This window comes from Butyrivibrio sp. VCB2001, from assembly GCF_000423965.1.
Lineage (GTDB): Bacteria > Bacillota > Clostridia > Lachnospirales > Lachnospiraceae > Butyrivibrio.
The window spans coordinates 90,412-113,670 of record NZ_AUIZ01000007.1; the positions used below are offsets into that span (position 1 = coordinate 90,412).

The following is a 23,259-nucleotide window of genomic DNA, read 5'->3' on the forward strand; positions in this document are numbered from 1 at the left end:
GTAATCATGGGGGACTTTTTTAAAAAGATATTTGGTATGATCGCAGGTCATAAAACAGTATCCGGAGTTGCTTTTGCATGCGTGGTGGCTTTTACTGCAACTGCATGTGCGATGTTTTCAAAAGAAGAAAGCAGAGTGATCGTTAACATTGAAGATGAAATAATGGCACTTGCAAATGCATGGCCTGCATCTTTTAACACGGATAATTATGTTGAGCCGGAGTTTACGGACAATCCCGAAAGAACCAACAATGCATTCAATGTAGCAGACTTCGGAGAGCAGGGACAGAACGGGTGGTTTTACAGATATGGGTCTTCTCTGGATCCCGTTAAGTCAAAGAGAGTTGAAAACTTCGACGGTGATAGATACTTTCAGCCCGGTAAAACAGGACTTGAGATAAAATCAAACTTCATTCATACAGCGGAAGGAACTTCACCGATTCTTGAATGGAGGGCTGCAAAGAGCGGCGATATCAACATTGAACTTGCCTATGTAAAAAATGTAAACAATGACAAGAATCCGAATTACCCTGACGGAGTTACGCTTTATGTTTACAAGGGGGAAGAGGCTATTGCGAGATACTCCGTTGATGCCAGGACAGACAGGGAAGAAGTTGTTGAAGAGGCGCTGAAGGACATCCATGTAGAGGATTTAGAGAGCCTTTACTTTGTTGTTGATCCTAACATGAATAACGCTTATGATGGCGGATCTTTGTATGTGGCAATCTCGGATGTTGACGCAAAGGGCCCGGAAGCTGTAAGAGACGGAAAGAGAATTGATAACAACGCATACTTCGCAGATGACTTCGGTGTTCAGGGAAGCAATGGCTGGACCTATATGTGTGGCAAGAGCGTAGCAGATGCAAAGCTTGTATCTACAGAGAAAAACGGTGAATACATGAACTGCACTTCGCCAAATCTCACCATAAGTCAGTTCTTTATTCATCCGGCCATAAATGATGCAGCGATGCTCTGCTGGCAGCCGTATTCGGACGGAGCTGTGGAGATAAGGGGAACTTACACCAAGTTTGAGCAAAACGATGGAAACCCCGACTGGCCCGATGGCGTTGTGGTTTCAGTATATAAGAACACTCAAAAGCTCTTTTCCAGGAAAGTTGCAGCTCCTGCCAAGGGAACAAATGAGATCTCTTTCAGAGAAAAGAACGTTACTCTTAGTACGAAGGACAGGCTGTACTTCGTGGTGGAAGCCGGCGGTAATGCTTCCTATGACGGCGGAAGTTTTGATATTTCTATTTTTGACAGGTCAGATGTTAAGACTGAAAACGATGTGATCATCGAGGGGAATGATACAAGAGAAAATTACGCTGATGTAAAGTATGACTTTGGAAAGCAGGGTGAGAACGGCTGGTTTTATCAGGAAGGTTTTGAGGACGAGCCGGTTGGTGCCATTAACATGACCAGGTTCGAGGAAGCGGATTACAGATATTTTGACAGCACTTATCTGGAGATCAAAAACGACTTTGTCAATCCCGGAAGAGGCAAGTCTGCGGTTATCAAGTGGAAGGTTGCCAGGGACGGAAACATTAAGATAGATGCTTCCTACACCAAGTTTAAAAATGAGGACAAGAATCCGGGCTACCCGGATGGAACAAGGGTTACGCTCTATCATAATGATACCGTTCTGGTGCGCGAGGAGTTTGCTGCCGACAGAAAGCAGGAAGTAACAAAGCGCCTTGATGTGGCTGCACTTCCTGTCAAAAAAGACGACTGCATCACCATGGTGATCAACGGAAAGACCAATAATGCCTATGATGCCGGAAACTATGAGTTTTCGATCTTTGACCTTTCAGGCGCTGTCACAGAGGCAGATGTGCAGATCGATGAGAGCGAGACAAGGCAGAACTTTGCTGATGTGAAGTTTGATTTTGGGCAGCAGGGCGATAACGGATGGTTCTATCAGGAGTCTAAGGGTGATGCACCGTTTGTCGCCTACAATATGAGAAATTATGACCCGGGTGAGGAACGCTATAAGGATAAAAGAGATCTCGAGATCAAAAGAGATTTCGTAAATCCAGGGAAGGGCAAGTCCGCCGTTATCAAGTGGAAGGTGGCCCAGGACGGAACCATAAAGATTGATGCTTCTTACACCAAGTTTAAGAACGAAGATAAGAATCCCAGCTGGCCCGATGGAACAAGGGTTACTCTGTATCACAACGAGGAAGTGCTGCGTCAGGAGGAGTTTCCCGCTGATACGGAAAAAGAGATAACGAAGAGGCTGGACGTGCCGGCCATTGATGTGTCAAAGGATGACTACATCACCATGGTTGTTAACGGCAAAGAAAACAATGCCTACGATGCCGGTAAATTTGAGTTTTCGATAAAAGGTCTTTCACCTCTTACAGGACAGACTGAAAGCGATGTAATAGATTGGGGCAGAGCTCGCACTAACAACGCATCCGCAGTAGATGACTTTGGCTCTCAGGGAAATAACGGCTGGTGTTTCCAGTCGGGATATTATCTGGATCCTGACTTTGCAGTTAATGTGGAGAGGTTTGTGGATGGCGATAAGTACACCACAAAGGATGGAATAGAGATAAAGCGTGACTACATCATGCCTGCGAATAAGGGAAGATCAGCCAACGTGAAATGGGTTGCAGCTCAGGATGGAAAAATCGATATTATGGCATCCTATACCAAGCTCAAGAATGAAGATGCAAATCCCGACTGGCCGGACGGCGTTACGGTATATCTTTTCAAAAACGGCGATGTCCTGCAGCGCGAGGATTTTGATCCTCTTACGGACAGAACGGTTACAAAGGACTTTAATGTTGAGGGGCTTGATGTACGAAAAGGAGATAAGATCACTCTTTTAGTGGATGGAAGATCCAATACTGCTTACGACGGAGGCAATTACACCTTTGTGATTGAGGACGCTGAGTTAAAGACCATGAAGATGGTCAATGAGAGCGGAGAAAACCGTGCAAACCTGGCCTTTGACTTTGGTGAGCAGGGTAGCAACGGCTGGTATTACCTTGAGGGACGAAGCATAGATCGCGCCGAGGTCCTCTCAGTTAAGACCACAGATAACTCCGGTTTCGTGTCAAGAAAACAAAAGGGACTTGAGGTTAAAAAAGACTTTGTTCAGCCAAGGTTAAATGCCGATGCAATGTACAAATGGGTGGTAGCTGCCGACGGAAATATTGATGTGACAGGGCAGTATGTAAAGTTTGGGCATAATGATCCAAATGACTCATGGCCTGATGGAGTGACTGTAAATATCTACAAGAACAAAACTAATATCTATAATGCAGTTGCCGGCTGCTACAAGGGCGAAGGTAACGACAATGTTAAAACCATAGATATTAAAAATCTCCAGGTGAAGAAAGGAGACATCTTAACCTTTGATGTAGGATGCAACAAGAACAACGCCTGGGACGGCGGAAGACTGGAAATCGACATTGCCGATTGCGAGGCTAAAAAGGTTGTGGTTGGTGATGAAGTAAGGTCAAACAGGACTGCACTTGGAAAGCTTGAGAACTTTGAGCAGGGGTCAGACGGCTGGTGGTTCCTGGAGGGAACAGATTTAAGGAGTGCAAGAGTTCTTTCATATATGAACGATGATAAGACTGCGTTTGTATCTCCGACAAATAACGGCCTTGAGATGAAAAAAGACTTTGTTCATCCGGGTGAAAAGAAAGCGGCCATTTACCAGTGGGTTGTATATGAGGACGGACAGATCGATGTGCTGGGGGATTACACTAAGTTCGGACATAATGATGAGAATCCGGATTATCCTGATGGAGTAAAGTTTAGTGTTTTCCTGGGTGACGAGGAGCTTGAGGCTACAGACGTCGCTGCATTTGCAGGTGATGGCAATGACAACAAGGTAAGCTTTATGCTGAATAAGCTTGATGTTAAAAGAGGAGATAAGCTCTCATTCGTTATCGATGCGGGAAGCAATATTTCTTTTGACGCAGGAAGACTCTCTGTCAGCATTTATGAGACAAAGCAGAAGCCGGAGGGAGAAGAAGCAAGGACCAACTACACTAATCTGTATGATGCCTTCGGTGAGCAGGGGTCAGATGGCTGGTACTACGGAATGTGCGACTGGAACGGTGCAAATTTCGAAGAGCTTGAATACGACAGTGAAGCAGGCAGGTACTACAATGACGGAAAGCCTGAGCTTAAGGCTGATTTTGTAGAACCCGGAAACGGCAGGAATGCTGCTTATCAGTGGGAAGTGGCACAGACAGGCACTATCAGGGTGATGGGCGAGTACACCAAGTTTGCCAACGATGAGGACCCTGAAGCTAACGGCGTCTGCATGAGGATATTCATCAACGGCGAAGAGAAGAAGTGGCTCGGCGGCGAAATTCAGGGGAACTTCAGTGGCGTAGCTGTTAAGGGCTTTGATGAGCAGTACACGGTTCACGAGGGAGATATTGTTATGTTTGCGATTGATCCCGACGGAAATGATTCCTACGATGGCGGAAGGCTATCTGTCACCATTGAAGACGCTGATGGAAGCACAGGAAATGATCCTGAAAAAGATCCTGATGAAGAGCCTGATGATTCGGAAGATGATGGCAGGAGCAATAACACAAATCTCCGGGATGTTTTTGGCGAGCAGGGGTCAGATGGCTGGTACTACGGAATGTGTGACTGGAACGGAAGCGGATTTGAGGAGCTTAACTTTGACAGCGAAGCCGGAAGATATTTCAATGACGGAAAGCCTGAACTTAAGGCTGATTTTGTAGAACCGGGAAATGGAAGGAACGCAGCTTACAGATGGGTTGCAGCAAGGAACGGAGCTGTTAAGGTTTATGGAAGCTACACCAAGTACGCCAACAGTGATGATGCTGACGCCAACGGAGTTTGCATGCGAATATTCTTAAACGGCGAAGAAAAGAGATGGATCGGCGGTGATATTCAGGGCAACTTTGATCATGAGGTGGTAAAAGAATTCTATGAAGAATTCACAGTATCAAAGGGCGATGTTATCATGTTCGCCATAGATCCAGACGGAAATGATGCCTATGATGGCGGAACATTATCTGTGACAATTGAAGCGGTTCAATAATAAGGAGTCTTGGTCTCGTATCAGAAATGGGACCAAGGCTTTCTTTTTGTGATATAATTGAGACCGACGTAAAGGAGAATTTTGCATATGAAAATTGTATTTATGGGAACACCTGATTTTGCCAGGTCAGCCCTTGAAAAAATAATTGAAGCAGGACATGAGGTGGCTTTAGTTGTAACACAGCCCGATAAGCCAAAGGGCAGAAGCGGAGAACTGCAGCCCTGCGATGTCAAGGTATGTGCCCTTGAGCACAACATTCCGGTTTATCAGCCGGTTAAGATCAAACAGCCGGAACACGTTGAGTATCTTAAGACAATTGATGCGGATATATTTGTAGTTGCGGCCTTTGGCCAGATCCTCTCACAGGAGATCCTTGATATTCCAAGGTTTGGCTGCGTTAACATTCACGCATCCATTCTTCCTGAGTACAGAGGCGCAGCGCCTATCCAGCAGGCAATCATTGATGGCAAGAAGACTACCGGAGTTACCATCATGCAGATGGCAGCCGGAATGGATACAGGTGACATCCTTCTTCAGAGAACAATCAAGATAGATGAAGAGGAGACGGGAGGAAGTCTTTTTGACAAGTTATCAAAGCTTGGCGGAGAGCTCATTGTAGAGGCACTTCCCAAGATTGAAAGAGGCGAGATCACCCCTGTTCCACAGGATGAAGCTCTTGCAACCAAGTGTGGCAAGCTTTCCAAGGATATGGGAAGGATCGATTTCTCAGAGGATGCTGAGAGTATCAGAAATCTTATACGTGGCCTTAATCCATGGCCTTCAGCTTTTACTAGTCTGGGCGGCAAGATGCTTAAGATCTGGCATGCAAAGGCTCTTTCTCCTGTTGATTTCGGAGCACTTTGCAATAGCCTAAGCCCCGAGGATGGAGCCAAGGCAAAAGAGATTGCGAATACCAAAGCGTATGGCAGCATCATTGCAGTTTTAAAAGATTCGTTTGTTGTCCTTACAGGCGATGGATATCTTAGGATTACAGAAGTTCAGCTTGAAGGCAAAAAGAGAATGGATGTTAAGTCTTTCCTGTTGGGGAATAAGCTTGAGATAGGAACTGTTCTCAAGTAATCAGATTCTATAAATTGAAAAGAGGTGATTTATCACTATGTATTACGGAATGGGAAGAATGGGATATGGATTTGGTATTGACCCTATGTATATCCTGACAATTATAATGGCTATCGTCTGCATGATAGCCAGTGCAAGAGTTTCATCAGTTTATAAGAAATATAACAGAATACGCAGCATGAGTGGAATGACCGGCGCTATGGCAGCCATGGAGATCCTTAGGCGAAACGGAATCACAGATGTTGCAGTACAGCATGTTCCGGGGAATCTTACAGACCACTATGATCCAAGAACCAAAACGGTGAATCTCTCCGATGCTACTTATGGTTCAAATTCGGTTGCTGCAGTAGGTGTAGCGGCTCATGAATGCGGCCATGTACTTCAGCACCACACGGGATATGTTCCGTTGCAGATAAGGTCGACCATATTACCTGCGGCAAACATTGGCTCTAAGGCCGGAATACCGATCATACTTCTTGGATTGTTCCTGAGCTTTTCGCCTCTTATCACCATCGGGATCTGGGTGTTCTCACTGGCAGTTCTGTTCCAGGTTGTAACGCTTCCTGTGGAGTTTAATGCTTCACACAGAGCACTGGTGATGCTTGAAGATTACGGAATACTTGGACCGGAAGAAGTGGATTCTTCAAGGAAGGTCTTAAGCGCAGCAGCCATGACCTATGTGGCAAGCGCTGCATCTGCAGTAGTACAGCTCTTAAGGCTCGTGCTCCTTAACAACAGAAGAAGATGAATAATTTGTGAAGCCTGCGGAATAACCGCCGCGGGCTTCTTTTTTTATGCTAGTATAAATTGAGTGTAAAATCCGCTCAAATTAGTGTATGGGGACACAATTTATGGCTTGAGTGGTAAATTGTATATTCAAGGAGGAATAAAAAGATGAGTGTTAATGAAAGAAAAAAGTTGTATGTCTTTTTTGCTGTAGCCTTTGGCATGACAGCGCTGATGAGCATATTTATGTTCCTGGGACTTAAGGGGGAAAAAGACCTGACGGCCTTCGTCAATGCGATGATGACTTACCCTGCTTGCGGAGTAATAATCGGTATGCTGCTGTTTGACAGGAAAGAAAAGAAACTCCCTATGGTTGGATTCATCACGTTTCTTGTTACATCAGCGATCATGGTTATAATGGCAGTAATATCTGCTTTTGCACCACAGCAGATGATTGACAGTGGCGCCGGAATGGTCTCCAACTGGAATCTGTACAGTCAGTATATTCTTATGATTGGAAGTGTTGTTGCCTATATAGCATTCTGGGCTTGCGGAAGAGAAAAGAGGGAGAATACGGGACTTTGCAGAAAGAATGTTTTGCTTAGCATAGTGATGATCCTTGTGTTTGTTGTACTTTTCTTTTGCAGATTCTATATTGCACAGCTTTCGGCCAACATAGCAGCAGGAGAGGGAATCGGTGATTTTTCTGAATTAAATGCAATGACCTTCAATCCCATGAACTGGTTTAGTGCAGCAATGATCATGCTGAATTTCCCAATAACCATGATTGCTTTTCTTGGTGAAGAGTATGGCTGGCGCTATTACCTGCAGCCAATCATGCAAAAGAAGTTTGGCCTTAGACTTGGTGTTATTCTCGTGGGTGTTGTATGGGGAATCTGGCATACAGCTGCTGATTTCATGTTCTATTCAACTACTTCAGGTCCGCAGCTTCTTGTCACACAGATTATAACCTGTGTAACAATGGGAATTTTCTTTGGCTATGCATATATGAAGACTCAGAATATCTGGGCTATAGCAATAATGCATTTCATCAATAATAATTACGTTGTTATATTCACGGGCGGAGATGTTAACGTGCTTCAGAACCAGAGCCTGACCTGGTCTCAGATTCCGATAATGCTGATCAGAAGTCTGATCTTTGCTCTGTTCATCTTCGCACCAATCTTCAATAAGAAAAAAGTGACTGAGGATATCAATACTCTGGACACTGCAGTTTAAAATGAGACACCGGGGACGTTTCATATTGACTCAAAAGCTGACAATGTTGCGGGACTTTAGCTTATCAGCCCGCCGCCAATAGATAGTTGCTCATAAAGATACCGGAGCCAAGGGCTACCTGGGCGCCAAAGAGCGGCGCCCAGCGTACTGTCCCTTGACTCCGGTATTTTTATGAGCGATTGGTCACTAAGGCGGGCAGGATAAGGGGGCTTATAACTACATAATTACAATTAGTTTATCCGGAGGAGATTTCGCTATTACAGTGCATCACAACAGGCTGATAATTTTAACCATGGTTGGAAACGTAATTTCGACCACCCCACAATTTTCTTCTATACGAAAAATAGTTGGAAATTGCAAAAAGGATTTTTGAGTGGCCATATTAAACTACATCACATGGCATCCGTAGGCCAAGTGTTGTGATGTAGGATGAGCGTTAGGAATCAAATTATTCTGATCTGTGGCTTGGAAAGAGCTTGTAATTTCCAACTATTTTTTCATATATCAATTTTTGTGATGCATTTCAAAAACAAGCTCCAACCAACATAACTTTATAGAAGGTCTTGTGATGCACTTTCCGTCCCATAATTCACCGCACATAAAAATAAGTCAAAGAGAACCGTCCCCATTGACTCAAAATGAGTCAAAGTGAAACGTCCCCGGTGTCTCATTTTGAGTCAAAGTGAAACGTCCCCATTGACTCGTGTTTGACAAAATTCCATAATACATCAGATAATTGAATATATATATAAGTACTTGGAGAAAATCATGGCAAATATCAGAGAAATAGTTCTGGGTATCCTAATTGAATATGACAGGGATGGCGTTAGAAAGCCATCCCTTTTAAAAGACAGCCTGAATAAATATGATTACCTTGAGAGCAGGGATAAGGCCTTCATGAAGAGGGTGGTGGACGGATGCATCGAGAGACAGATTCAGATCGATTACGTCTTAAACTCTTTTTCCAAGACCAAAGTGGACAGGATGCAGCCACTTATCAGAAGCCTTCTTCGTATGAGTGTTTATCAGATCATGTTTATGGACAGTGTTCCTGATTCTGCTGCCTGTAACGAGGCGGTAAAGCTTGCACAGAAGCATAAGTTTGCGGGGCTGAAAGGCTTTGTTAACGGAGTCCTTCGCAACATATCAAGAAATAAGGACAAGATCGAATATCCTTCCAAGGATGAAAATAACGGTATAGATTACCTCAATGCGCTTTATTCCATGCCTAAGTGGCTGTGCGAAATGTGGGTTTCTACCTATGGCTTTGATAAGACAGAAGAAATCCTTAAGTTTTTCTTAGAAGCGCGTCCTACAACCATCAGGCTTGTAGCAGGGTGCGACAAAGAGAAATTTGTAAAAGAGTTGACGCAGGCCGGAGTTATCGTAACAGAAAGCGATATTCTTCCCTATGCCTTAAATCTTGAAAAGACCGACAACATCAGATTCCTTCCGGGATATGATGAGGGTATGTTCTTTGTGCAGGATGTGAGCTCCATGATGGTCACGGAGATTGCTGATCCAAAGCCCTCTCAGGTTGTTATCGATGTCTGTGCAGCTCCCGGTGGAAAGAGTCTTCACGCTGCCGAGAGAGTAAAGGAAACAGAAGAAACTGACCACACTGATGATGCAGGAGTTGTTATTTCCAGAGATGTGTCAGATAGGAAATGTGAACTCATCAGGGAAAATGCTGAGCGTATGGGCATGACAAATGTGAAAGTAGAAGTTCACGATGCCAGGATACACGACAGCAGCCTCGAGAATAAAGCAGATATATTATATTTAGATTTACCCTGTTCAGGTCTTGGGATAATCGGAAGAAAGAACGATATAAAATATAACGTAACAAAACAAAGCCTTACGGATGTTTCAAAGCTTCAGTGGGAAATCATTAAGACTGCCTGGGACTATGTTAAGCCCGGAGGAATCCTGATGTATTCCACCTGTACTGTAAACAGGGAAGAGAACGAAGAGATGTTTAGCAGGATCTGCAGTGAACTTCCTTTTGAGCCCATAAGCTTTAAGGACAAGCTTCCTCCTAAAATGCAGGAGAAAGCTCTTTTGCAGACCGCTGAAAGCGGCTATATTCAGCTGCTTCCAGGCGAATTTGGAACTGACGGATTCTTTATCTCAAAGCTCAGAAGAAAAGCAGAGTAACAAGACAAGAGGAGTAAAGACATGCTTTTTATGATCTTAAAAATGTCAGGTATAACCTTGGCTATCACAATACTTACGGTGCTCCTGTGGATATATCTTCGTGACAAGAAGATAACCTGGCCCATAAGGATCCTTTTGGCTGCGGTTTATGCCGGATGTGCAATACTCTCTACTCATTATGGCGTTGACTACAGCCATATGCTGATAAATGTCAGGGATATGGGCCCTCTTTGCGCAGGACTTTTCTTTGATCCTCTGGCCGGAATAATCGCAGGAGTTATAGGCGGTATAGAGAGATATATTGCAGGTGCTTACTGGGGTATCGGCTCTTATACCAAGGTTGCCTGCAGCGTTTCAACCGGACTCTCGGGCTTTGTTGCAGCCTTCATGAGCATATTTATTTTTAAGAGAAAAAAGCCTTCCGCAACCTATGCGTTTTTCATGGGCGCGGTAATGGAAGTTTTCATATGTATGTTGTGTTCGTTACACACAGAGATGACCTGAAGATGGCCTTTTATGTTGTAAAGGTCTGCGCACCTCCTATGATCATATTCACCGGAATAGGACTTGCGCTTTGTGCCAATGCACTTAAGATTTATGTAGGAGAATGGAAGAACCCGTTTAAGAGACGCAAGGATTCAGAGATTCAGGTAGCTCAGAAATTCCAGCGCTGGCTGTTTCTGGTAAGCGCCATCATCATTGTTGTCAGCTTTGCCTTTTCTTTTGCTGTTCAGACTGCATCAGCCGTTCAGAATACGACTGAGAGGCTTGCAACGGCTTCAGCGGATATTATTGAGACATACAACGAAGTCCGTGAAAAGAACTATAACATTAATGTTCTGCACTCCCATGTCGGAGAGACCGGAGATTTTAATATCATAAGGGAATCGGGTCTTAGTATTACCGGCGGACATAAGGGAGATCATTTGTCAGATCCGGAGCTGGCTGCTTTGCAGACAAACGTTGATAAGGGAATGTACAGAGCAACGGCGTATGGGGTGGATTCGTTCTGCAGAGCGGATACACTTGCAAACGGCGAGATACTTCTGGTCAGCCTTCCTTCTGAAGAGGTATACGACGACAGAGATGCAGCATCTTATGAGACAGCTCTTGCTGACATCATTTTGTTTACGGTCATATATGTCCTTATATCAATGCTTGTTCAGGAAATAGTTGTTAATAACCTGGATCTTGTCAATGAGTCACTCAACAAGATCACCAACGGAGATCTCAATGAGACAGTAGATGTCTATAACTCATCAGAGTTTGCATCACTTTCAGATGACATCAACCAGACCGTTAATGTTTTGAAGGGCTATATTGATGCTGCGGAAAAGCGCATAGCCCAGGAGCTGGAATTTGCGAAATCCATTCAGGAATCAGCTCTTCCTCAGAATTTCCATATTCCGAGAAAAGATGTTGAGATATTTGCCACCATGGATCCGGCAAAAGAGGTCGGTGGAGACTTCTACGATTTCTTCTTTATTGATGCTGATAACATGGCACTGGTCATTGCCGATGTATCAGGAAAAGGTATTCCTGCATCCCTGTTCATGATGAGGAGTAAGGCTGCCATCAGAAGTACTGCAGTTCAGGGTTCAAACCCTTCCGATATCCTCGAGAAGGTTAATGAGGTTCTTTGTGAAGGTAATGATGCGGATATGTTCGTTACGGTCTGGATCGGAATCATGAATCTTAAGACCGGAGTCATGAGATGTTCAAATGCCGGACATGAGTATCCTATAATCAGGCATAAGGACGGGGACTATGAGCTGCTTAAGGATAAGCACTTCCTGGCGCTTGCAACCATAGAGGGAATTAAGTTCAAGGATTATGAGATTGATCTTAAGTACGGAGATGAGATCTTTGTTTACACCGATGGTATTCCTGAGGCTATAGATAAAGACATTAAGCAGTATGGCACAGAAAGACTTCTGTCTGCCCTTAATGCAAACAAGGATATTCCTCTGGACAGACTTCTTCCGAGAGTAAGAAATGATCTTGCTCAGTTTGTCGGAGAGGCCGATCAGTTTGATGATGTCACCATGCTTGGCTTTAAGTATAAAGACCCGGTGGCGTAAATTTAGTTTACAGGAGATATAGATGTACGATTTAAAAAGAGATATTAAGTCTCTGAATCTTGATGAGCTTACAGCGGTTATCAAGGATTTGGGAGAGCCGGCTTTTAGGGCTAAGCAGCTCTATCAGTGGATGCATGTGAAGATGGCAAGAAGCTATGACGAGATGACCAACATTCCGGCAGCGCTAAAAAACAAGCTTCTTGAAAACTTCGATTATACATCACTTAAGCAGGTTGATCTCCAGGAGTCTAAACTCGACGACACTAAGAAGTTCTTATTTGCACTCTCCGATGGCAATGTCATCGAGAGTGTTTTCATGAAGTATAAATTCGGAGTCAGCGTATGTATCTCATCTCAGGTTGGATGCAGGATGGGATGCAAGTTCTGCGCCTCGACAATTGACGGAGTAGTGAGAGGTCTTTTACCATCGGAGATGCTGGACCAGATATATGCTATATCCAGGATTACAGGGGAGAAGGTTGCCAGAGTAGTAGTCATGGGTAGCGGAGAGCCACTTGATAACTACGACAACGTAGTGAAATTCGTAAGGCTCCTAAGTGATCCTGACGGTCACAACCTGGGACAGAGGAACCTTACCATATCCACCTGCGGAATCGTCCCCAACATATATAAGCTTGCAGACGAAGATTTTGCTATTAACCTGGCTCTCTCCCTTCATGCATCTAACGATGAGAAGAGAAAAGAGCTTATGCCCATAGCCAACAAGTACACAATCAAGGAAGTACTTGATGCCTGCAAGGCATACTTTGACAAGACGGGAAGACAGCTCACCTTTGAGTATTCCCTTGTAAGTGGCGTAAATGATACAGACAAAGACGCAGCAGAATTATCTGATTTGCTCAAAGGTCTTAACGCTGTTGTGAACCTGATTCCTGTTAACCCCATCAAGGAGAGAACCTTTAAACCCACTGACCGCAAGGGCGCTGAGCAGTTCAAAAATAAGCTTGAAAAAAACCATATAAATGCTACTATTAGAAGAGAAATGGGCAGGGACATAGACGGAGCCTGTGGACAGTTGCGCAGGCGCCATTTGGAAGAGAAATAGTACCACCTGCTTTTTTTCCATGAATAAATGTACTCTTAGGAGGCAGTTTTGCTTAAGACTTTTTCCATTACGGATATAGGAAAAAAGAGAAAACTAAATCAGGATTATGTCTTTTCCTCAGACACCAGGATAGGTAATCTCTCCAACGTCTTTATTGTTGCTGACGGAATGGGAGGTCACAATGCAGGTGACTATGCATCGAGATTTACCGTTGATACCATGGTGGAGGAAATCGAGAGGTCTTTTGAACAGAGCCCTGTGAAGATATTGGAGAATGCTATCAAGATAGCCAACAGGAAGCTTCGAGAGAAGGCAGCAGAGGATCCCAGCCTCTTTGGAATGGGTACAACAGTTGTTGCAGCCACTGTGCTGGGAAGATTTTTGCAGGTAGCAAATGTCGGAGACTCAAGGCTCTATGTCATCAATGACAAGATCACACAGATTACCAGAGACCATTCTCTTGTGGAAGAGATGGTTCGCATGGGCGGAATTGACAGAGAAACTGCAAGGACTCACCTTGATAAGAATATAATTACCAGGGCTATCGGTGCCACTGAAACAGTAGACATCGACTTTTTTAATGTGGAATTAAATCGTGGGGACATTGTGCTCATGTGCTCTGACGGACTTACAAACATGCTTGAGGATGAAGAAATCCGCATGATAGTAAGCGGGCAGAGAGATATTATTGAAAAGGCGCAAAAATTAGTTGAACAGGCCAACAACAACGGAGGCAAGGACAACATAGCTGTTATTTTGATTGAGCCTTACGCAGATGAGCATGGGCACACCGGAGGAATAGATGGTTAAGATTGGAATGGTGATCGGGGATCGCTATGAGGTGCTTGAAAAGATCGGCACCGGCGGAATGTCCGACGTTTACAAAGCAAAAGATCATAAGCTTAATAGACTTGTAGCTGTTAAAGTGCTCAAGCAGGAGTTTTCAGAGAATGAGAACTTCGTATCCAAGTTCAGGGTAGAAGCGCAGTCAACAGCAGGTCTCTTACACCCAAATACTGTTAATGTATATGACGTAGGAGACGAGGACGGCATCAACTACATAGTAATGGAGCTTGTTGATGGTATCACTCTCAAGAAATACATTGAGAAGAAGTCAAGGCTCTCCGTCAAGGAGGCAGTCAGCATAGCAATCCAGGTGGCTATGGGACTTGAGGCTGCTCACAACAACGGTATCATACACAGAGATATTAAGCCGCAGAATATCATGATCTCAAGGGACGGTAAGGTTAAGGTAACAGACTTTGGTATCGCCAAGGCTGCCACCAGTAACACCATTACCTCCAATGTTATGGGATCGGTTCACTATACATCTCCTGAGCAGGCAAGAGGCGGATACAGCGATGCCAAGAGTGATATCTACTCACTTGGTATCACGCTCTTTGAGATGCTCACAGGAAGAGTTCCTTTCAACGGTGACACAACCGTTGCAATTGCGATCAAGCATATTCAGGAGGAGCTTCCAAGCCCTGCTGAGTTCAATGATGAGATACCTATAAGTGTAGAGAAGATTGTTCTTAAGTGTTGCCAGAAGAGCCCTGACAGACGTTATCAGAATGCTCAGGAGCTTATAGCTGACCTTAAGAGATCACTTATCACTCCCGACAAGGACTTCGTTTCACTTGTGGATCCCGATGAAGAGGGCGCTACAAGGGTTGCTTCCGAGGAAGAGGAAGAGATACTTCACAGCGGAACTGGTAAGCTCTCTGATACAGAGCAGATGAGGCTTAAGTCCGATGTGATGGGTGATTACGACAGAGACGATCACTACGACGATTACGATAAAAAGAGACCTAAGAGAAGAACTTATGACGATGATGACGATTTCTACGGCTATCCAAAGTCATCAAACAGACGAAGAACGGGTTCAGGCTCCGGCTCTAATTCCACACAGTCCAAGGTTGAGAAGATGACCATTGTAATGGCGATCATTTCAGCTGCTCTTGTAGGATTTATAGTACTTCTCCTTCTTGGAAGAAGCCTTGGAATATTCGGTGGATCGCAGGAGCCTACAGAAGGCGCAAGCACAGAGCTTTCAAGCACTGAATCAGCTTCTGATGCATCGGACGGGATTGAGGTTCCGGACGTTGTAGGTAAGACAATGGCTGAGGCAGTTTCGATCCTTCACGACGACAAGGGGTTTGATGTTGAGAAGGCAGCAGATTCAGCAAATACTGCAGCCAAGGACACAGTTGTTTCCATGAATCCTTCATCAGGAAGCAAGGTAAAGAGCGGATCCAAGGTTACGATCTACATAAGTGACGGATCAAATTACAACTCTCAGGCAGCAGCTGCTACAACTGAGGTTTCAACTGCCAAGTCAGAGGGACAGGTTACAGTGCCCAACATCATCGGCATGACATCTGAAGATGCTGTTATCACTTTGGTAGAAGCAGGCCTTGAAGCGGGTAAGGTTGTAGAGACCACCAATGAGGATTCCAACCTTACAGGTCTTATCTGCGCTCAGAGCATCGCACCTCAGACATCTGTTTCACAGGGCACGGTTATCAACATGGAGCTTTCAACAGGTCCTGCCAAGGTAACTTACAGCTACAATGCAGAGATATCAGCTCCCACTGAGGGAGAGAATTTTACATACGGAATTCCTGTAAAGGTGACACTGGTCACATCAGACGGAACAACGCTGCTTAGCACCACAACCACTGATTTCCCGGTACAGGGTACTTACAAGGGAATTACAGCTCCTACAGGTACCATCACCTTTGTTTACACAGCAACTACTCCAACCTCCACCAATCCTGAGACAGGTGAGACCACAGGTGGACAGAGCCAGGAGTACACGGTAACCAGAGCGGTTACTTTCACGCAGGAGAACTAACCCTTATGCGAGGTAGAATTCTTAAGGGCATCGCCGGGTTTTACTATGTGGAGACAACAGATCTTAAGGTCTATGAATGCAAGGCCAAGGGAATCTTTAGAAAGTCCGGAATAAAACCCATAGTCGGCGATAATGTAGAGATCGAAATAATTGATGAAGATAACAGGCAGGGGAATCTAACCGATATCCTGCCTAGAAAAAACTGTCTATACAGACCGCCTGTTGCAAATGTTGACCAGGCGGTTATTTTGTTCGCTATTGTCAAGCCTGATCCCAATTACAATCTGTTAGACCGCTTTCTTATCATGATGAGGCAGCAGAATCTCCCTGTTATCATCTGCTTTAACAAGCAGGATATAGCAACTGCTGAGGAGCAGAAAGAGCTCCATGATGCCTATGAGAAATGCGGCTATAAGGTCTTGTTTGTCAGTGTTAAAGAAGAGCGCGGCCTTGATGAACTAAAGGCACTTCTTAAGGGTAAGACCTCCACTCTTGCAGGCCCCAGCGGCGTTGGCAAGTCATCTCTTTTAAACAAGCTGGTTCCCGATGCGGATATGCAGATCGGCGAGCTGAGCAGAAAGATTGACAGAGGCAAGAACACTACAAGGCATTCAGAGCTCTTTTACGTAAAAGAGCTTTCTGAGGGCGACGAGGATACCTTCATAATCGACACTCCCGGCTTTACATCATTAGAGCTGCGTGATGTCACTGCGGATGAACTTATGGGATATTACCCTGAGTTTGAGGAGTTTGAGCCTTCCTGCAGGTTTGGTGGCTGCTCTCACATAGCAGAGCCCGACTGCGGCGTAAAGGCTGCACTGGAAGCCGGTGAACTCTCAAACGTCAGATATGACAATTACAGGATAATCTACAAGGACTTAAAGAACGCCCGTCCTGACTATTCAAAAAAGAAGAACTCGGAGAAATGATTTTAGAATGAAGATTTATGTAACAAGACACGGCCAGACAGACTACAACAAAAAGAGAATGATGCAGGGAAGAAGCGACATTCCCTTAAATGAAGTCGGCATTGCTCAGGCAACGGCAAGAAGAAAGACGCTGGGAGATATAAAGTTTGATGCAGTATATTCAAGCCCTCTTATAAGGGCGGTCAAGACTGCGCAGATCATCGGAAATGTTTCGGAAGAAGAGATCATAAAGGATGAGCGTATCATCGAGGCAAACTTTGGTAAGTATGAGCTGATGAACTATTACGGAACAGGAATTCCGATGATGCTGTACTGGAGCTTCCCGGAACTGTTTAAGGCTCCGAAGGGCGTTGAGACCATTCAGGAGATGATAGACAGGACAAGCTCTTTTCTTAAGGAGCTGGAACAGAAGGATTACGAGAACGTACTGGTTGCCTGCCACGGAGGAATAATAAGACCCATAAGAGGGTATCTTGAAAATAAAAAGAGCGGAATCATCTGGAGACCAAGGCCCAAGAACTGCGAGATTTTTGTCTATGAATGCATAGACGGCAAACACAGACTGGTAGAGGATATTCAGTAAAGACAAGGAGACTAAAGCATGAACGTATCTGAACTTGTTTCAAAAATGACATTGCAGGAAAAGGCATCACTTCTTTCGGGAGGAGATTTCTGGCATACTCAGGCCATCGACAGGCTTGGCATCAAGGGATATATGATGTGTGACGGACCTAACGGCCTAAGAAAACAGGAAGGTGATCCGGACCATCTTGGCAAGAAAGAGAGTATCAAGACGGTTTGCTATCCTTCTGCAAACACTCTTGCATCAAGCTTTGATGTGGATATGGAGAAAAAGCTCGGAGAAAGACTCGGTGAAGAGTGCATCCGCGAGCACATCAGCATGCTTCTTGGCCCCGGCCTTAACATGAAAAGGAGCCCTGTCTGCGGAAGAAACTTTGAGTATTTCTCAGAGGATCCATACCTTGCAGGTAAGCTCGCTGCTGCATTTGTAAGTGGCGTTCAGTCAAAGGGTGTAGCTGCCTGCCCCAAGCATTTTGCGACGAACAATCAGGAATACAGGAGAATGTCCGGCAATTCAATCGTTGATGAGAGGACACTTCACGAGATATATCTTCAGGCGTTTGAAATCCTGGTAAAAGAGGCTCATCCAAAGTCCATCATGTGTGCCTACAACCAGTTAAACGGAACCTATCTTTCCGAGAACAAATATATGCTCACCGATGTCCTCAGGGATAAATGGGGATTTGACGGCTTTGTTGTAACCGACTGGGGTGCAGGAAAGGGACCGGCCAAAGGTGTACAGGCAGGACTTGACCTTGTTATGCCCGGTGGACACGAGGATCACGAGAAGGCCATAATCGCTGCAGTAGAAGATGGAGACCTGGATGAAGCTCTGGTTGATAAAGCTGTTACTCGCATCCTTAATGTATTTTTCTGGAATGAGGAGAGCGTTCCTGCTGATCCTAAGCCTTCAGATGAGGCTACAAGAGCAGCTGACTACGCTCTGGCAAAAGAGCTTGCGGAGAATAGTGCGGTTCTTTTGAAGAATAACAAGGTACTTCCCCTTAAGGGCGACAAGAAAGTCCTGTTCGTGGGAGAGTTTGCTACAAAGCCCAGATACCAGGGCTCAGGCTCATCACACATAAACAGCATCTGTGTATCAAGTGCTTTGGATGCGGCTAAGAACAAGGGAGTTTCTTTTGCCCGCGGATATGATACAGCAGATGCAAAGAACGATTATGTCCTCAGGGAAGAGGCCATGAAGGCAGCAGAGAATGCTGATGTTATCGTGGTATTTGCAGGACTTCCGGCTTCGTATGAGTCAGAAGGTTTTGACAGAGACGATATCAATCTTCCGCAGGATCAGAACAAGCTCATTGCGGATCTTTCAAACCTTGGCAAGAAGGTAGTGGTTGTTCTTCACAACGGCGGAGCAGTTGCAATGCCTTGGATTGACAGCGTGGATGCTGTGCTTGATATGATGCTGGCCGGTGATGCAGTGGGAGAGGCTACGGTAAGACTGCTCTGGGGAGACGTAAATCCTTCAGGTAAGCTTGCAGAGACATATCCCATCAAGCTTTCAGATAACCCAAGCTTTTTGAACTTCCCGGGAGATCATGGAAATCCTGTATATGCAGAAGGAATCTACATCGGTTACAGATACTATGAGAAGAAGAGAATGTCTGTGCTGTTCCCGTTCGGACACGGCCTTACATACACTGAGTTTGAATACTCAAATATGAAGATAGATAAAGACAGCATAACAGACAATGACACTGTTAATGTCAGCATCGATGTATGGAATGTTGGCAGATACGCCGGCAAGGAAGTAGTTCAGCTCTATGTTTCAGAGAATGATCCAAGGGTATCAAGACCTCACAAGGAGCTTAAGGGCTTTAAGAAGATTGAGCTTAAACCAGGTGAGAGTCAGACGGTAACCTTTGCGCTGGACAAGAGGTCTTTTTCCTACTACAATGACAAGCTCCATGACTTCTATGTTGAGAGCGGAGATTACAGCGTGATGATTGGAGCTTCCTCCAATGACATCAGACACACAGTAAATGTACATGTTGAGGGAACAGTCGAGCTCCCTCACAACTTCACGACCTTTACTCCTATCGAGGATATCCTTGAGAGCAGGAAGGGAAAAGAGGTCCTTGGACCTATGATCGACAAGGTTCTTGCCGAGAACGATAAAGAGGGCGGAAGCGATGAATCCCTTGGTGAAGCAGGCGCCAAGATGTTTGAGAAGATGATCAAAGAGATGCCTGTTCTCAGCCTTGCAAGCTTCGGCATGATGACCGTGGATGATGTTCAGAAATTGCTTGATGAAATAAACCTATGATAAAATCTATATTAGGTTAATATGCGCTGATAATGGAGACATTCTATGGATGAGAGAAGTGTAAAAGACCTTTTGAATCTGGTAAAGAGCGGTGATATATCAGTTGATGATGCACTGCTTAGCCTAAAGGAAGAGCCTTTTGAAGATATGGGGTTTGCAAGGCCTGATTTCCACAGGGGAATTAGGCAGGGTAAGCCTGAGGTCATATATGGCGCGGGCAAGACACCGGAGCAGATCCTTGAAATCTCAAGAGCACTTCTTTCCCACAGCCAGGACAGAGTGCTGATAACCAGAATGTCCGCCGAAGCAGCGAACTACTATCAGAGTAATATAAAAGAGGATGAAGGAAACTTCTTTCTCTATGATGAGATCAGCAAGGTGGGTATAGCCTATAAAGAATCCGGAAAGCCTGAATTCTCAGTTCCGCATGAAGGAAAATCGGAGAGCTATGAAGGCGAGGGCAAGATTGTCATTGCCACCGGAGGAACCAGTGATATTCCCATTGCTGAGGAGGCGGCTCTTACAGCTGAGTTTTTTGGCAATAAAGTCGTAAGGCTCTATGATGTCGGAGTTTCCGGAATACACAGGCTCCTGGCCAAGGAACCCATGGAAGAGATCATGACTGCCCGTGTCATCATAGCCATTGCGGGAATGGAAGGCGCACTGCCAAGCGTGATCGGAGGTTTATCTTCCGTGCCTGTTATTGCAGTTCCCACAAGTGTCGGATACGGAGCTTCTTTCGGAGGTATAGCAGCTCTTTTGTCCATGCTTAATTCATGCGCAAGCGGAGTCAGCGTGGTCAACATAGATAATGGTTTTGGCGCCGGGTATCTCGCAGGCATGATAAACCAAAAATAAATAAGACTGGAGTATTAGACAAAAATGCAAACAACTAAATCAAAGAGAGTACTGTCAATCATTGCACTGGTACTTATCCTTGCAATCATCCTCGGAACAGTGGCAAGCGCGCTTATGGGCTGTGGAGCTGTCGAGAAAAAGGATGATACAACAATCCGCATAGGAGCCATGAAGGGGGCAACCACCATCGGACTTGTTAATCTGGTTGACAAGATCAATAAAGGTGAAGCAGAAGGTAATTATACTTTTGAGATGTATACAGCAGGCTCCGATGTAATGGCAGCCATGGTTGCCGGAGAAGTTGACATTGCCCTGGTACCTGCCAATGTGGCATGCGTAATGAATACCAAGGTAGAGGGCGGCGTATCCGTTATCGATATCAACACATTAGGAGTTTTAAACTGCATATCTGCAGGTGATGAGATCAAATCTGTTTCTGACCTTTCAGGCAAGACTGTATATGCAACAGGTCAGGGAGCAGTTCCCGAATATACAATAAGATATTTGCTTGAGGCAAACGGCGTAACGGACTGCAATCTTGAGTTCAAGTCTGAGCCGACTGAAATTGTTTCAATATTTGCAGAGAATGCCGATGCAGTAGCTATTCTTCCACAGCCTTTTGTAACTGCAGCTCTTGCTCAGAACGAGGCTCTTAAGATCTCTTTTGACCTTAATGATGAGTGGGCTAAGGTTAATTCAGACTGCAAGATTGTAACAGGTGTAACCGTTGCAGCCAACTCCTTCATAAAGGAGCACGGTAGTCTCGTTGAGGCTTTCCTTGCAGCTCACAAAGAGAGTGCTGACAAGGCTCTTTCAGACGTTGATACAACTGCAGCACTTGTAGTTGAGCAGGGCATCATAGCCAAGGAGCCACTTGCCAAGAAGGCTATTCCAAACTGCAACATTACCTGTATTACGGGAAAAGAGATGAAGCAAGCCCTCGAAGGGTATCTCAAGGTTTTATTTGAACAGGATCCCAAGTCTGTAGGTGGAAGTCTTCCCGGCGATGAGTTTTATTACGGGGTATGATTGGGAGAAAAAACCTGGTGAAAAAAGTTTTGCGTAAGGTCATTCCGGTGATTGCCTGGCTTTTAATCTGGCAGCTGGTGGCTTTTATAATCCACAATAAAATACTTTTGGCAGGACCTTTGGAGACGCTAAAAGTGCTGATAAGCCTGTCACAGACTTCTGACTTCTGGGAGTCGATAGCAGAGAGCAGCACAAGGATCCTTCTTGGATTTTTCATCGGCTCAGTTTTGGGAATAGCAGCAGCTTATCTGGCGTATACAAACGAAGTGGCAAGGGACTTTTTAAAGCCCTTTGTTGTAACGCTTAAGTCAGTTCCTGTAGCCAGCTTTGTAATCCTTCTTCTGATATGGTTTGGAAGCAGGAATATCTCAGTGATAATATGTGCAATGGTGGTCTTTCCAATCCTGTATCTGAGCACTCTCGAAGGGTTCCTGAGCACTGACGTCAAAATGCTGGAGATGGCACAGGTTTTCAGAATGCCGAGACTAAGGACAGTGAGATATATCTTTTTGCCGCAGCTAAAGCCATTTTTCCAGAGTGCCTTTAAACTGGCGATCGGAATGAGCTTTAAGAGCGGAATTGCAGCGGAGGTAATCGGACAGCCCCTTCACACCATGGGGAACGGTCTGTATCTCGCCAAGGTATATCTTGAGACCGGAGAACTTTTTGCCTGGACAATAGTGATCGTCCTGATCTCTTTTATCTGTGAAAAGATACTTGCCCTGGCTATCGGGAGAGCAAAATGACAATTGAAGTAAAGGATGTAAAGAAGTCATACGACGGCAGGACCGTACTTGATAACTTTAATCTGAATATAGAAGAAGAACACAGCTACATAATAACCGGGCCTTCGGGCTGCGGAAAGACAACGCTCCTTAGGCTGATCCTGGGACTGGAGAAACCTGATGAGGGGACGGTCAAGCTCCTTGGCGATTACAAATACCCCTATATAAATTCGGGAACGGTATTTCAGGAGGATCGCCTGTGCGAGGACGCAGACGCAGTCACCAACGTGACCATGGTCAGCAGAAAGGTCTTTAAGGAGACGGTGACGCAGGAGCTACTGCAGCTCCTTCCGGAGGAAGCAATCCATAAACCGGTAAAAGAGCTGTCGGGAGGCCAGAGAAGACGAGTGGCAATCGTCAGAGCCTGCGCTATTCCCAGTGATATTTTAATAATGGATGAACCTTTTACGGGACTTGATGATGAGTCCAGAGAAAAGTGCATCGAATATATAAGGCATAAACAGGGGTCCGGGGCACTGGTACTTACAACACATGACACCAGAGGACTTGAATTTGGCAGAGTAATTCAAATGGTATGAAAAGGAG

At 45.0% G+C, this 23,259-nt stretch carries 17 protein-coding genes; all 17 read left to right on the forward strand.

The window, feature by feature from the left end:
• The first annotated feature begins 6 nt into the window (after positions 1 to 6).
• The 17 genes from G589_RS0109255 to G589_RS0109335 all read left to right on the forward strand — a co-directional run bounded on the left by G589_RS0109255 (position 7) and on the right by G589_RS0109335 (position 23,252).
• Positions 7 to 5,040 (forward strand): hypothetical protein, encoded by a 5,034-nt coding sequence (locus G589_RS0109255; RefSeq protein WP_026521935.1) that lies wholly within the window; start codon positions 7 to 9, stop codon positions 5,038 to 5,040.
• Positions 5,041 to 5,127: 87 nt separating this feature from the next.
• Entirely contained in the window at positions 5,128 to 6,120 is a 993-nt protein-coding gene (gene fmt, locus G589_RS0109260) for a methionyl-tRNA formyltransferase (protein WP_026521936.1), read from the forward strand.
• 37 nt (positions 6,121 to 6,157) lie between these two features.
• Positions 6,158 to 6,868: a zinc metallopeptidase gene (locus tag G589_RS0109265; protein ID WP_051192281.1), complete on the forward strand. Its 711-nt coding sequence runs from the start codon at positions 6,158 to 6,160 to the stop codon at positions 6,866 to 6,868.
• A 146-nt stretch (positions 6,869 to 7,014) separates the two neighbouring features.
• The gene (locus tag G589_RS0109270; protein WP_026521938.1) at positions 7,015 to 8,085 is read left to right on the forward strand and encodes a CPBP family intramembrane glutamic endopeptidase; all 1,071 of its coding nucleotides are present in this window, start codon (positions 7,015 to 7,017) and stop codon (positions 8,083 to 8,085) included.
• Between the two features lie 768 nt (positions 8,086 to 8,853).
• Positions 8,854 to 10,242, forward strand: coding sequence for a 16S rRNA (cytosine(967)-C(5))-methyltransferase RsmB (gene rsmB, locus G589_RS0109275; RefSeq protein ID WP_026521939.1), 1,389 nt, complete (start codon positions 8,854 to 8,856; stop codon positions 10,240 to 10,242).
• Positions 10,243 to 10,263: 21 nt separating this feature from the next.
• Positions 10,264 to 10,746, forward strand: a complete 483-nt coding sequence (locus G589_RS0109280; protein ID WP_026521940.1) for a LytS/YhcK type 5TM receptor domain-containing protein — start codon at positions 10,264 to 10,266, stop codon at positions 10,744 to 10,746.
• Positions 10,710 to 12,323, forward strand: coding sequence for a PP2C family protein-serine/threonine phosphatase (locus tag G589_RS21100; RefSeq protein ID WP_051192282.1), 1,614 nt, complete (start codon positions 10,710 to 10,712; stop codon positions 12,321 to 12,323). The genes G589_RS0109280 and G589_RS21100 overlap by 37 nt, the downstream gene beginning before the upstream one ends.
• Before the next feature lie 22 nt (positions 12,324 to 12,345).
• The gene (gene rlmN, locus G589_RS0109290) at positions 12,346 to 13,389 is read left to right on the forward strand and encodes a 23S rRNA (adenine(2503)-C(2))-methyltransferase RlmN (protein ID WP_026521941.1); all 1,044 of its coding nucleotides are present in this window, start codon (positions 12,346 to 12,348) and stop codon (positions 13,387 to 13,389) included.
• A gap of 48 nt (positions 13,390 to 13,437) precedes the next feature.
• On the forward strand, positions 13,438 to 14,199 hold the full coding sequence (locus tag G589_RS0109295) for a Stp1/IreP family PP2C-type Ser/Thr phosphatase (protein WP_026521942.1): 762 nt from the start codon (positions 13,438 to 13,440) through the stop codon (positions 14,197 to 14,199).
• Positions 14,192 to 16,246, forward strand: a complete 2,055-nt coding sequence (pknB, locus tag G589_RS0109300; protein ID WP_026521943.1) for a Stk1 family PASTA domain-containing Ser/Thr kinase — start codon at positions 14,192 to 14,194, stop codon at positions 16,244 to 16,246. The genes G589_RS0109295 and pknB overlap by 8 nt, the downstream gene beginning before the upstream one ends.
• A gap of 5 nt (positions 16,247 to 16,251) precedes the next feature.
• Complete coding sequence (rsgA, locus tag G589_RS0109305; protein ID WP_026521944.1) at positions 16,252 to 17,175, forward strand: ribosome small subunit-dependent GTPase A; 924 nt, start codon at positions 16,252 to 16,254, stop codon at positions 17,173 to 17,175.
• 7 nt (positions 17,176 to 17,182) lie between these two features.
• Positions 17,183 to 17,758, forward strand: a complete 576-nt coding sequence (locus G589_RS0109310) for a histidine phosphatase family protein (protein ID WP_026520464.1) — start codon at positions 17,183 to 17,185, stop codon at positions 17,756 to 17,758.
• Positions 17,759 to 17,776: 18 nt separating this feature from the next.
• Positions 17,777 to 20,041 (forward strand): glycoside hydrolase family 3 C-terminal domain-containing protein, encoded by a 2,265-nt coding sequence (locus G589_RS0109315; RefSeq protein WP_026521945.1) that lies wholly within the window; start codon positions 17,777 to 17,779, stop codon positions 20,039 to 20,041.
• Between the two features lie 45 nt (positions 20,042 to 20,086).
• A complete protein-coding gene (gene larB, locus G589_RS0109320; RefSeq protein ID WP_026521946.1) occupies positions 20,087 to 20,899 on the forward strand; it encodes a nickel pincer cofactor biosynthesis protein LarB in 813 nt (270 codons plus the stop codon).
• 24 nt (positions 20,900 to 20,923) lie between these two features.
• Positions 20,924 to 21,928 (forward strand): ABC transporter substrate-binding protein, encoded by a 1,005-nt coding sequence (locus tag G589_RS19430; RefSeq protein WP_051192283.1) that lies wholly within the window; start codon positions 20,924 to 20,926, stop codon positions 21,926 to 21,928.
• A 17-nt stretch (positions 21,929 to 21,945) separates the two neighbouring features.
• Positions 21,946 to 22,674 carry an ABC transporter permease gene (locus G589_RS0109330; protein WP_051192297.1) on the forward strand — a complete coding sequence of 243 codons (729 nt, stop codon included), beginning with the start codon at positions 21,946 to 21,948 and terminating at the stop codon, positions 22,672 to 22,674.
• Positions 22,671 to 23,252, forward strand: coding sequence for an ABC transporter ATP-binding protein (locus tag G589_RS0109335; protein WP_026521948.1), 582 nt, complete (start codon positions 22,671 to 22,673; stop codon positions 23,250 to 23,252). The genes G589_RS0109330 and G589_RS0109335 overlap by 4 nt, the downstream gene beginning before the upstream one ends.
• The last annotated feature ends 7 nt before the right edge of the window (positions 23,253 to 23,259 follow it).